The sequence below is a fragment of the Rhizorhabdus sp. GW822-FHT03C02 genome (assembly GCF_058801765.1).
Window position 1 is genome coordinate 129,866 of the sequence record NZ_JBXANN010000013.1, and the last position, 11,838, is coordinate 141,703.

The 11,838-nt window shown below is 67.6% G+C and carries 12 protein-coding genes and 2 tRNA genes; 9 read left to right on the plus strand and 5 right to left on the minus strand.

The window, feature by feature from the left end; genetic code table 11:
• Positions 1–55 precede the first annotated feature (55 nt).
• Positions 56–976, plus strand: coding sequence for a DMT family transporter (locus tag AC1RM6_RS25290; protein ID WP_493106438.1), 921 nt, complete (start codon positions 56–58; stop codon positions 974–976).
• 38 nt (positions 977–1,014) lie between these two features.
• Here AC1RM6_RS25290 and AC1RM6_RS25295 read toward each other — a convergent pair whose 3' ends face one another.
• Complete coding sequence (locus tag AC1RM6_RS25295) at positions 1,015–2,064, minus strand: Glu/Leu/Phe/Val family dehydrogenase (protein ID WP_493106440.1); 1,050 nt, start codon at positions 2,062–2,064, stop codon at positions 1,015–1,017.
• A gap of 98 nt (positions 2,065–2,162) precedes the next feature.
• A tRNA-His gene (locus tag AC1RM6_RS25300) sits at positions 2,163–2,239 on the minus strand.
• Positions 2,240–2,372: 133 nt separating this feature from the next.
• Between AC1RM6_RS25300 and AC1RM6_RS25305 the strand changes: the two genes are divergently transcribed.
• Together AC1RM6_RS25305 and AC1RM6_RS25310 are read left to right on the plus strand one after the other, a co-directional pair.
• Complete coding sequence (locus tag AC1RM6_RS25305) at positions 2,373–2,786, plus strand: RrF2 family transcriptional regulator (RefSeq protein WP_493106442.1); 414 nt, start codon at positions 2,373–2,375, stop codon at positions 2,784–2,786.
• A 311-nt stretch (positions 2,787–3,097) separates the two neighbouring features.
• Complete coding sequence (locus tag AC1RM6_RS25310; protein ID WP_493106444.1) at positions 3,098–3,337, plus strand: hypothetical protein; 240 nt, start codon at positions 3,098–3,100, stop codon at positions 3,335–3,337.
• Between the two features lie 276 nt (positions 3,338–3,613).
• On the opposite strand, the gene def is transcribed toward AC1RM6_RS25310, so the two are convergent.
• Together def and recR are read right to left on the minus strand one after the other, a co-directional pair.
• Positions 3,614–4,147 carry a peptide deformylase gene (gene def, locus AC1RM6_RS25315; RefSeq protein ID WP_493106446.1) on the minus strand — a complete coding sequence of 178 codons (534 nt, stop codon included), beginning with the start codon at positions 4,145–4,147 and terminating at the stop codon, positions 3,614–3,616.
• Between the two features lie 56 nt (positions 4,148–4,203).
• Positions 4,204–4,800 (minus strand): recombination mediator RecR, encoded by a 597-nt coding sequence (recR, locus tag AC1RM6_RS25320; protein ID WP_493106448.1) that lies wholly within the window; start codon positions 4,798–4,800, stop codon positions 4,204–4,206.
• A 53-nt stretch (positions 4,801–4,853) separates the two neighbouring features.
• Here recR and fmt point away from each other — a divergent pair, with 53 nt between their 5' ends.
• The 5 genes from fmt (at position 4,854) to AC1RM6_RS25345 (ending at position 10,888) form a co-directional block, all read left to right on the plus strand.
• On the plus strand, positions 4,854–5,759 hold the full coding sequence (gene fmt / locus AC1RM6_RS25325; RefSeq protein WP_493106450.1) for a methionyl-tRNA formyltransferase: 906 nt from the start codon (positions 4,854–4,856) through the stop codon (positions 5,757–5,759).
• Entirely contained in the window at positions 5,756–6,499 is a 744-nt protein-coding gene (truA, locus tag AC1RM6_RS25330) for a tRNA pseudouridine(38-40) synthase TruA (RefSeq protein ID WP_493106452.1), read from the plus strand. The genes fmt and truA overlap by 4 nt, the downstream gene beginning before the upstream one ends.
• 56 nt (positions 6,500–6,555) lie before the next feature.
• Positions 6,556–7,782, plus strand: coding sequence for a glycosyltransferase family 39 protein (locus AC1RM6_RS25335; protein ID WP_493106454.1), 1,227 nt, complete (start codon positions 6,556–6,558; stop codon positions 7,780–7,782).
• A complete protein-coding gene (locus AC1RM6_RS25340; RefSeq protein ID WP_493106456.1) occupies positions 7,779–9,197 on the plus strand; it encodes a UbiA family prenyltransferase in 1,419 nt (472 codons plus the stop codon). The genes AC1RM6_RS25335 and AC1RM6_RS25340 overlap by 4 nt, the downstream gene beginning before the upstream one ends.
• A gap of 128 nt (positions 9,198–9,325) precedes the next feature.
• The gene (locus AC1RM6_RS25345) at positions 9,326–10,888 is read left to right on the plus strand and encodes a S10 family peptidase (RefSeq protein ID WP_493106458.1); all 1,563 of its coding nucleotides are present in this window, start codon (positions 9,326–9,328) and stop codon (positions 10,886–10,888) included.
• 60 nt (positions 10,889–10,948) lie between these two features.
• Here the strand turns inward: AC1RM6_RS25345 and AC1RM6_RS25350 are convergent.
• Positions 10,949–11,025: transfer RNA gene (locus tag AC1RM6_RS25350), tRNA-Arg, on the minus strand.
• 165 nt (positions 11,026–11,190) lie between these two features.
• Between AC1RM6_RS25350 and AC1RM6_RS25355 the strand changes: the two genes are divergently transcribed.
• Positions 11,191–11,829: a carboxymuconolactone decarboxylase family protein gene (locus AC1RM6_RS25355; RefSeq protein WP_493106460.1), complete on the plus strand. Its 639-nt coding sequence runs from the start codon at positions 11,191–11,193 to the stop codon at positions 11,827–11,829.
• Positions 11,830–11,838 lie beyond the last annotated feature (9 nt).

The window sequence follows — 11,838 nt, forward strand, 5'->3', positions numbered from 1 at the left end:
GCAAAGCGGCCCATGGCGATGACTTCCCATTGCGTGCTTTTTTGCCGGACATCCGATGCCCCCCGCCGCGCCCGCCGAACTGTCCAACCATGCCTTGCGCGGAATCCTGTTCCGGTGCGGCGCGGTGGCCTGTTTCGCGACGATGAGCGCGGTGATGAAATGGGCAAGCGAGGATGGCGTCAACGCGATCGAGCTGCTCTTCTACCGGTCGATCCTTGGGCTGCCGGTGGTGATCGGCTGGATGGCGATCGGCCCCGGCCTGGCCATGGTCCGGACCCGGCGCCCGCGCGCGCACCTCACCCGCAGCGCGATCGGCATCAGCGGGATATTGATGGGCTTCCAGGCGCTGATCCTGCTGCCGCTGGCCGATGCGGTGACGATCGGTTTCACCGCGCCGATCTTCGCGACGATCCTGTCGGCGATCATCCTGCGCGAGAAGGTCGGGCCGCACCGCTGGACGGCGGTCGCGATCGGCTTCATCGGCGTGGCGATCGTGGTGCGGCCGGGCGGCCAGATCATCTCGCATCTCGGCATGGCATGCGCGCTGTTCGGCGCGGTCGGCACCGCCGGCGTCGCGATCACGATTCGCCAGATCGGCGGCACCGAATATCCCGCGACGATCGTGTTCTGGTTCTTCATCGCCTCGGGGGTGGTCAGCGGCGCCGGCATGATCTTTCTCGGTCAGGCGCACGCGCCGGCGACCTTCGCGCTGCTGCTGGCGGGCGCCGTCGCCGGCGCCTTCGCCCAGATCCTGATGACATTGTCGCTCAGCGCCGCCCCGGTCTCGGTGGTCGCACCGTTCGACTATAGCCAGATCATCTGGGCGACCCTGCTCGGCTGGGCGATCTGGGCAACGGTGCCGACCGTCGCGACGCTGGCGGGCGCGGCGCTGATCAGCGGCAGCGGGCTTTACACCGCATGGCGCGAGCATCGGCTGCGGCGCGAACAGATCGCCGCGACGCCACCGCTCGAGTGAGGTCGGTCAAATTCGGTGGGCGAGCCTGAGCCCGAACCTCAGCCGCGCCCGATCAGCCGCATCGCCATCCGGTCGGCGACCACCGCCGCCGGCACGTCGCTCGCCTTGCTCTCGGCCCAGATCTCGTCGAGTCGCGCGGGGATGAGCGCGACCCGTGCCTCGACCTCGGCACGATCGCCCTGGCCAAGATATTCGAGCGCGACATTGATGATGCCGCCGGCGTTGATCACATAATCGGGCGCATAGAGAATGCCGCGCGCATGGATGCGGGCGGCATCGTCCGGGGTTGCGAGCTGGTTGTTGGCGCCGCCCGCCACGATCGGCGCGCGCAGCGCGGCGATGCTGTCGGCGGTCAGGATCGCGCCGAGCGCGCAGGGGCTGATCACATCGGCTTCGATGCCGAGAATCTGCGACGCCGGGACATGGACGGCGCCGAGCTCCGCGGCGAGCTTCGCCGCGCGCGCCTCGTCGGCATCGGCGATCGTCAGCTTCGCACCGTCGGCGGCGAGCCGGCGGGCGAGACCGCCGCCGACGCTGCCGACGCCCTGGATCGCGACATGGACGCCCTGTGCGCTGTCCTTGCCGATCGCGCGCGCGATCGCCGCGCGAACCCCGAGATAGACGCCGAACGCCGTCGTCGGTCCCGGATCGCCGCCGGCGCTGCCGGCCGCGACCGGCAGGCCCGAGACATGCTTGGTCTGGGTCGCGATGCTGACCATGTCGGCGTCGTTCATGCCGACATCCTCGGCGGTGACGTAGCGACCGCCCAGCGAATCGATCGCCCGGCCGAAGGCGTGGAGCATGTCCTGGGTCTTGGTGCGCGCCGCATCGGCGACGACGACCGCCTTGCCGCCGCCCATCGGCAGCCCGGCCATCGCGTTCTTGAAGCTCATCCCGCGCGACAGGCGCAGCGCGTCGGTGATCGCGGCGTTGGGATCGGCATAATGCCAGAAGCGGGTGCCGCCCGCCGCCGGCCCGAGATGGGTCGAATGGATCGCGATGATCGCGGTCAGCCCCGAAGCCGCATCGCGGAACAGGTGAACGCCTTCATGGTCGTCGAAATCGGGAAGAGCCCAGGCAGCGGTCATGGCGATGTCCAAGAAATTTGATTACGCGATCGCGCAATAATCTTCTTCTCTGGAAATTTCCACCCCGTTAAGTGCCGGCCGCACGCGCAGAGGGATGATGGGGCGATCGACGGGGATTGAACCCGCAACCTCCGGTACCACAAACCGGCGCTCTAACCAATTGAGCTACGATCGCCACAAGCGGCTCGGGAGCCGCTGAGGCGCGCTCCATAGGCAAAGCCACGGGCCAGCGCAAGCGCGCATCATATTCTCTACCACAGCAGTACGAGTTTGCTTGCCAGCACGATCGGGACGCGACATGAGGCGATATGCTGTCCCAACGTACCCGTTATGCCATCAGGGCGCTTCTTCATCTCGGCGATCGTTACGGCCAGGGCCCGATCCAGCTCAGCGAGATCGCCGAGAAGCAGAATATTCCGTCGAAATTCCTGACCGTCATCCTGTCGGAAATGAAACGCGCCGGCTTCGTCGAAACGATGCGCGGCAAGGAAGGCGGCTACTGGCTGGCACGCCCGCCCGAACAGATCACCTATGGCGATATCGTGCGCGCGACCCGCGGCTCGCTGGCGCTGGTGCCCTGCGCGGCGCGACTCGCCTATGCCCCTTGCGAGAATTGCGTCGACGAGGCCGGTTGCCGGCTGCGATCGGTGATGCTGTCGGTGCGCGACGAAACCGCGAATATCCTCGACAAGGTCGCCTTGTCGGAGAATGTCGTCCTCTGAAGCGTCCGCTGGCGCGGCGACCATCCCCGCCCGCCGCCCGCCCGCAAAGTCGACGTCCGGCGCATCGATCGCGCTGCGGCAATAGCGATAGGGCCTTGGCGAAAGCCTTGCCGGCGCCGGATTTCCGCCGATGGGATCGACGGGATCGGATGCTCATCCAAAAAATTTCACGCCTCTCGCTGCACCGCGGGAACTTGTTACGCCTTCATATCGTTTCACTTTCACGTTGACGGCCAATCGGGGCACGTTATGTCAACGGCTAGGTCGGCGTTCGAGCCGTACCTTAAAATAAAGCTATGGGAGCTGCTCGAATGAAGAAGCTTAGCCTTGTGCTCGTCGCCGCCGGCCTGATGTCGGTCGCCGCCTGCAACAAGCCGACGCCGGCCGAGAACGCCGCGGAGAATACCGCCGCTGCGCTCGACAACGCCGCCGACACGCTTGACGCCGCTGCGGACCAGACCGCGAACGACGCGACCGCGGACAACTACGCGAACGCCGCCGACGCGCTGCACGAAGCTGCGGACAACGTCGTCGACGCCGCGAAGAAGTAATCGGCCGCCTTCGGGCTGACGAATTTCAGGCGGGCGCTCCGGCAACGGGGCGCCCGTTCTGATTCTGACGAAGCTTCGCTTCGTCACCCCAGCGAAGGCTGGGGCCCATGTCTCTATCCGCGGGCATGGCCGGCTGAAGCCGGGTGGATGAGCGGTATCGCCGGAAGCGCAACGGCAGTTCTCGTGGCGCCAGCCATGGACCCCAGCCTACGCTGGGGTGACGTGGATTTCAGAAAGAAGCGCAACGCAAGCCGCGCGGGGCGCGGCGCCGCCTGCTCAAGCCGCGCGAGCGCGGCGGGCCTTTTCGAGCTTCTTCAGCATCATGTCGCGCTTCAATCGCGACAGATGGTCGATGAAGAGAATGCCTTCGAGATGATCCATCTCATGCTGCAGGCAGGTGGCGATCATGCCCTCGAGCCGCTCTTCGTGCCGCTGGCCGGTCTCGTCGATCCAGCGCGCATGGATCACCGCCGGGCGCTCGACCTCGGCGAAGAGGTCGGGCACCGACAGGCAGCCTTCGTTGTAGACCGAATAGTCCTCGGACGGATCGAACAGCTCGGGATTGATGAAGACGCGGGGGTTGCGCACCGGCTTGCCCTCCTCGTCATCCTCTTCCTGCAGGTCGATCACCAGCACCCGCTTCGGCACACCGATCTGGATCGCGGCGAGGCCGATGCCGGGGGCATCGTACATCGTGTCGAACATGTCGGCGATCAGGACGCGCAGATCCTCATCGACGCCCCCTTCGACGGGAACGGATTTCGCGCGCAACCGTGGATCGGGCGCCTCGAGGATCGGACGAATGGCCATGTCGTCCAGCTAGGTAGTACGGGCCTTTTCGTCAAGCTTGGCGGAGCATGGCTGAACTAGCTTACCGGCCGCCGCGCTCGCAATGCCTGCGCCAGCGTTCCCTCGTCGAGATAGTCGAGTTCGCCGCCGACCGGCAGGCCATGGGCGAGCTGGGTGAGCCGGACCGGAAAGGATTCGAGCCGGTCGGCGACATAATGCGCGGTGGTCTGCCCCTCGAGCGTCGCATTGGTGGCGAGGACGACCTCGTCGATCCCGCCCTCGGCGACCCGGCGCACGAGGCTGTCGATCGCCAGATCCTCGGGCCGTACCCCCTCGAGCGCCGACAGCCGTCCGCCGAGCACATGATAGCGCCCCGGAAACAGCCGCGCGCGATCGAGCGCCCAGAGGTCGGCGACATCCTCGACCACGCACAGCGAGCGGGCGTCGCGGCGCGGGTCGCTGCAGATCGCGCACGGGTCGCTGGTGTCGACATTGCCGCAGGTCGAACAGGCGGTCAGCCGCTCGTTGACCAGTTCGAGCGCGCGCAGCAGTGGCGCCATCGCGCTTTCGCGTTTCTTCAACAGGTGGAGCACCGCGCGACGGGCGGAGCGGGGGCCGAAACCCGGCAGTCGGGCGAGCGCCTGGGTCAATGCCTCGATTTCGGGAGAAGCCATCGTCCATCGATATGGGCTTGCATCCCGACCGCGCAAGCGTTTCAGAAGACGCCATGCGCATTGCCTTCATGGGAACCCCCGATTTCGCCGTTCCGACGCTCGACGCCCTGGTCGCCGCCGGCCATGACGTCGTCGCCGTCTATTGCCAGCCGCCACGGCGCGCCGGGCGCGGCAAGACGCTCACCCCCTCCCCGGTCCAGGCGCGGGCCGAGGCGATCGGCATCGCGGTGCGAACTCCGCTCACCCTGCGCGATCCGCAGGCCCAGGCCGAATTCGCCGCGCTCGACCTCGATGCCGCCGTGGTCGCCGCTTATGGGCTGATCCTGCCGCAAGCGATCCTCGACGCGCCGCGGCGCGGTTGCCTCAACGTCCATGGATCGCTGCTGCCGCGCTGGCGCGGCGCGGCACCGGTCCAGCGTGCGATCCTCGCCGGCGACGCCGAGACCGGGGTAATGGTGATGCAGATGGAGCGCGGGCTCGACACCGGGCCGATGCTGGCGACCTTCCGCACCCCGATCGACCGCAAGACCGCGGGCGAACTGACCGCCGAACTCGCCCAAGCGGGGGCTTCGCTGATGGTCGAGGTGCTCGGCGATCCGGATGCCTATCCGCCGGTCGCACAGCCCGAAGAGGGTACGACCTATGCCTCGAAGATCGACAAGGCCGAATCGCGGATCGATTTCAGCCAGCCCGCCAGCCAGGTCGAACGCCATGTCCGCGCCTTCAATCCGGCGCCCGGTGCCTGGTTCGAACATGGCGGCGAGCGGATCCGAATCCATGGCTGCGAACCGGTCGATGGCAAGGGCGAACCCGGCGAACTGATCGACGACGCGCTGACGATCGCCTGCGGCGAAGGCGCGATTCGTCCGACCAGCGTCCAGCGCGCGGGCCGGGCGACGATGACGCCCGGCGAATTGCTCCGCGGATTCGCCCTGCCGCGCGGCACCCGTCTCGCATGACCCGTTTCCGCCTGACCGTCGAATTTGACGGCCGGCCGTTCATGGGGTGGCAGCGCCAGGCGCATGGGCCGAGCGTCCAGCAGGCGATCGAGCAGGCGATCGCGGCGGTGACCGGCGAGACCGTGACCGTCCATGCCGCGGGCCGTACCGATGCCGGCGTCCATGCCCGGGCGATGACCGCGCATGTCGAGGTCGCCCGGACGATCGCACCGTTCCGGCTGATGGAGGCGATCAATGCGAAGGTCCGCCCGGCCCCGGTAGCGATCCTCGCCTGTTCGGCGGTCGCCGACGACTGGCATGCGCGCTTTTCCTGCCTCGGCCGGCGCTATGTCTACCGCATCGCCAACCGGCGCGCGCCGCTCACCTTCGATGCCGGGCTCGCCTGGCGGGTCGCCGATCCGCTCGATGCCGAGGCGATGCACGACGCCGCGCAGTTGCTCGCCGGGCTTCACGACTTCACCACCTTCCGCTCGGCGCATTGCCAGAGCGCGAGCCCGGTCAAGACGCTCGACCGGATCGCGGTGCGGCGGACCGGCGACCTGATCGAGATCGAGGCGGCGGCACGATCCTTCCTCCACCACCAGGTCCGGTCGATGGTCGGCTGCCTCGCGCTGGTCGGGCGCGGGCGCTGGACCGCCGACGATCTCGAGGCCGCGCTCGACGCCGCCGACCGGTCGCGGCTGGGACTCAACGCGCCTCCCGACGGGCTGTTCTTCGTCGAAGCCAGCTACCCGGAATAATCGCCTGTGCATCCGCCATCCGCCACGCTAGCCTGCCGCGCCGACAAGGGGGACGCATGAAAGCATCGACGACGCGCGCGCGCCTGGCGGTCGCGGCCCTGCTCATCCTCGTGCTGGCGGTGCGCGCGGCGGCGATGATGCTGTTCCACAATCCGGTGACCGGCGACAGCGCGGCTTATTATGCGATGGCCGAGTCGCTTTCGCACGGCCAGCCGATGCGCGACATGTTCGGCCAGGCCGCCTTCTACAGCCCCGGCTATCCGATCCTGCTCGCCTTGCCGTTCGCGCTCTTCGGCGCGTCGGCCCAGGCGGCGCTCGCGCTCAATCTGGTGCTGGCGCTGGTCACCGCGCTGCTGGTCGTGCTGCTGGCCCGCCGCATCACGGGAAGCCCCGCCGCCGGGCTGATCGCCGGGATCGGCTATGCGCTGTGGGTGCCGTCGGTCTATTCGACGACCTTCATCTTCAAGGAAAATCTGACCACCCCGCTGCTGCTCGGCTTCGTGCTGACCGTGCTGAGGGCCGGTGACAGCGCCAGGCCGATGGCGCTGTGCGGGCTCGCCGGCCTGCTGTTCGGGCTGGGGCTGCTCGGCGGCACCTCGTCGCTGCTGACGATCATGGCCTTTCTGTTGATCCTGGTCCGGCTCGGCAGGCGGATCGGCTTCGGCGAATTGCTGGGGCCCGTTATCGGCTTCGGCATCGGCGCGAGCGCGGTCCTCACCCCATGGTTCATGCACAGCGAGAAGCTGCTCGGATCGCCGGTGCTCACCACCAACAGCGGCTTCAACCTCTATCTCGGCAATAATCCGGCGGCGACCGGCCGCTTCATCAGCATCGCCGATACCCCGATGGGCCCGCGCTGGAACGCGATGCGCGCCGAACTGGGCGAGATCGGCGCATCCGACGCGCTCGGTGCCGCAGCCAGGACCTATATCCTCGCCCATCCCGGCCGCACCGCAGAGCTCGCCGCGACCAAGCTCGGGCTGTTCTGGGCGCCGAATATCCCCGACGCCGCCGACGATCAGCATGGCGTGCAGCTGGCGGTACGCTGGATCGACGTCGCCGAGCATGTCGTCATCGTCATCCTCGGCCTGTACGGCGCCATCGGCTGGTGGCGCCGGTCGCCCGATGTCGCGCCGGTCGTGCTGGCGATCCTCGGCTTCTGGGCGATCCATGCCGCCGCCTATATGATCATCCGCTATCGCGAGCCGGTGATGCCGCTGATGATCGCTCTGGGCGCGCTGCCGATCGGCGCAGGGCTGAGCCGCTGGGGGAACAGGCGATGAGTGTGGACGGTGGCGTGGCGCTGGTGATCGATGTCGACGGGTCGCTGACTCCCGCCGACCTGTCGCTCGAATCCTTCGTCCGGTTCGGCCGGACCAGCGTCGTCAATTTCCTGCTGCTGCTGTTCTGGCTGACCAAGGGGCGCGGCTATGCCAAGGCGATGGTCGCGCGGCGCATGCCGATCGACGCCGCCACGCTGCCGCTGCGTCCCGAAGTGCTCGCCCTGATCGAGGCCGCGCGCGCCGAAGGCCGGCCGGTGATCCTCGCCAGCGCCAGCCATGCCCGCAACATCCGCCGGATCGGCGCGCTCCATCAGCATTTCGATCGCACGATCGGATCGAGCGCGCGGTCGAATATCAAGGGACGTCAAAAGGTCGCCGCGCTGCGCCGCCATATCGGCGACGGCGCTTTCGACTATGTCGGCGACAGCCGCGCCGATGCCGCGGTGTGGCGCGAGGCGCGGCACGGCTATTCGCTGCGCCACGTCCCGCGCGGCAGCGCCAACGTCACCCGGATCGGCGCGGCCGCGAAGCCCCTGTGGCGCGGGCTGGTCAAGTCGATGCGCCCGCAGCAATGGGCGAAGAATGCGCTGGTGTTCCTGCCGCTGCTGACATCGGGGCTGCTGTTCAACGCCACCGACGCCGCGCGCGCGCTGCTCACCGCGATCCTGTTCTCGTTCGGCGCATCGGGCATCTACCAGATCAACGATGTGCTCGACATCGATGCCGACCGCGCCCACGCGACCAAGCGCAACCGGCCGCTACCGGCCGGCGACCTCTCGATCCCGCAGGCGATCCTGCTTTCCGCCGCCTTGATGGTCGGATCGGCGCTGATCGGACTGGTCGTGCTCGGCCCGGCGGTCGCGGCGGTGCTGGTCGGCTATATGGCGCTGTCGGCAGCCTACAGCTTCCGGCTCAAGGCGGCGATGACGCTCGACGTGATCACCCTCGCCTGCCTCTACACGATCCGGATCTTCGCCGGCGCGGTCGCGATCGCGGTCGCGCTCAGCTCGTGGCTGCTGCTGTTCTCGATCTTCTTCTTCCTCAGCCTCGCCTATCTCAAGCGCTATACCGAGCTCGCCCAGACCGAACCGGGCAAGAAGGTCCGCGGCCGCGGCTATCTCGAATCGGATATCCAGATCGTGTCGGTCTCGGGGATCGCGGCGGGCATGGTGTCGATCCTGGTGCTCGCTCTGTTCATCGACGACATGTCGAAGGCCAGCGTCTACGCGACCCCGGCGCTGCTCGGGGTACTGCCGCTCTGCCTGCTCTACTGGATCAACCGGATCTGGATGATGGCGCGGCGTGGCGAGGTCGATGGCGACCCGGTCGCCTTCGCGATGAAGGATCGGCGCAGCGTCGTGGTCGCGGTGGCGATGGCGGCCGCGATGATCGTCGCGCGCTTCATCCCGCTCTGAACGGTCGCGCCAGGAGGGATCGGCGTCACGTCGCGTAACCGTCACACACAGGCGGCCGATACTTGCGCGACCATCGGCGCACCGCTTTGTGAACCCATCTGCCAATATCGACATGGATGCCGCCGCTCATGCGCTTTCGCACCTCGCTGACCCTCGCTCTGTGCCTGCTCGCCGCAGCGCCCGCCACCGCCCAGAAGGCCGACCCCGGCAAGGGCGCCGCCGAGGAACATGACAGGAAGGTCGCCAGCGAGATTGCCGGCAATTGGGCGACCGCGCCGGTCGAGGAGGTCACCAAGAGCCGGCAGCAGTCGATCGCGGTCGCCGGCAAGTCGATCGCCTATACCGCCACCGCGGGCACCCTCACCATCCGCGATCCAGCCGGCAAGCCGATCGCGAGCGTCTTCTACACCGCCTATACGGTCCCGCAGGCCGGCGCCCGGCGGCGGCCGCTGACCTTCTTCTACAATGGCGGCCCGGGATCGGCCTCGCTGTGGCTGCGGATGGGCAGCTTCGGCCCGGTCCATGTCCGAACCACCGATCCCAAGGCGGTCGCACCCGCGCCGTTCGACGTCGGCCCCAACGCCGACACACTGCTCGGCAGCACCGACATGGTGTTCCTCGACGCGGTCGGCGCGGGCTATTCGCGACCGCTCGGCGATGCCAGGCCGTCGGACTTCTACGGCGTCGACCAGGATGTCGACGCCTTCGCCAAGGCGATCACCCGCTACATCAGCAAGAACAAGCGCTGGGGCGACCCCAAATATATCTTCGGCGAAAGCTATGGCACCACCCGCTCGGGGGCGCTCGCCTACAGGCTCGAGGACCAGGGAGTCGCGCTCAACGGGGTGATCCTGCTGTCGTCGATCATGAACTACGGCATCCGCCAGCCGGGCTTCGACACGATCCATATCGGCTATCTGCCGAGCTATGCCGCTGCCGCCTGGTATCACAACCGGGTCGCCGATCGCCCCGCCGACGTCGCAACCTTCGTCGAACAGGCCCGCCAGTTCGCCAACGGCCCCTATGCCGCGGCGCTCGCCAAGGGATCGGACCTGTCCGCCGAGGAAGAAGACGCGGTCGCCCGGCAGATGAGCCATTTCACCGGCCTGTCGGTCGACTATCTCAAGCGCGCCAATCTGCGGGTCGATCTCAGCCGCTTCCGCAAGGAGCTGCTGCGCGATAGCCGCGCGACCCTCGGCCGCTTCGATTCGCGCTATACCGGGATCGACGCCGACGCCGCCGGCGAGGATCCCGAATATGATCCGTCGAGCACCGGCATCACCGGCCTCTATGTCAGCAGCTTCCTCGACGACGTCTCGCGCAACCTGGGTTACGAGACCGACCTGACCTATCGCCAGAGCGCGCGCGAGGGCGGCGAGTTCAAATGGGACTGGACCCACAAGGACCCCAACGGTCGCAACCAGAATGTCGCCGACGTCACCGCCGACCTGTCGGCGGCGATGCGCACCAATCCGCACCTCAAGCTGCTGTCGCTCAACGGCTGGTACGACATGGCGACGCCGTTCTTCTCCACCGAGCGCGACCTCAAGCATATGATGCTCGAGCCGGCGCTGCGGCCCAACCTGCAGTTCCGTTATTATCCGGCCGGCCATATGGTCTATCTGAACCCGGACGCGCTCCACCAGATGCGCCTCGATCTCGAGCGCTTCTATGCGGAGAATGCGCGATAACGGCCGCCGCCCCTCACCCTGATCGGGGTGCGGGGCGCCCGGTGCTCAGCGGAGAGGGAATGGTGGTCCCGGAGGGACTCGAACCCCCGACGCCCACTTTAGGAAAGTGGCGCTCTGTCCAGCTGAGCTACGGAACCACGTGGCCCCCTTATCGCGCCGATGCCCGCCAAGGCAAGCAAGACCGCAAAGCGGTTATTCCCCCGGCATCGGCTGGACGATCCTTTGCGCCCATGCCGCCGATCGCTTTTGGAAAGCGCCGCTCTGTCCGTAAAGACGGATGACGACTCGATGGAGAGGGCTGGATGACCGAGAAGACGCCCGATGGCGGCAAGGATGCGATCGCGGCGCGCGAGGCGCTGATCAACGGCCAGCCGCCCCGAATCCCGCCGCTGGCCGAACTCAACGAAGAGGCGCTCGCGCTGACCGGCCGGCTGCGCCAGATCGGATCCGGCCGCCCGCCCCCCACATCGATGGCCGAGGTGCCCGAGCTGCTGGGCATCATGCTGCGCCATCCCCAGCTCTACGAGCGCACGATCGACATGGGCATCCAGCTCGGCCTGCGCGGCGCGCTGAGCGCGCATGACCGCGAACTCGTGGTGCTGCGGATAGGCTGGCTCTGCCTGGCGCCGTTCGAATGGGGCGAGCATGTCAAGAAGGCCAAGGCGCTGGGCTTCACCTCCGAGGATATCGAGCGGATCACGATCGGCTCGTCGGCTCCCGGCTGGGGCGAACTCGACGGGGCGATCCTGCGCGCGGTCGAGGAGCTGCGTGCCGACGCGATGATCTCGGACGCGACCTGGGCGATCCTCGCCAAGCATTATGACGACAAACAGCTGATCGAGCTGCCGATCCTCGTCGGCCAATATCAGATGATCGCCTATTCGCAGAATTCGCTGCGGATCCGGCTGACCGAGGGCAATCACGGCCTGACCGCGCGCTGATCGACGAGA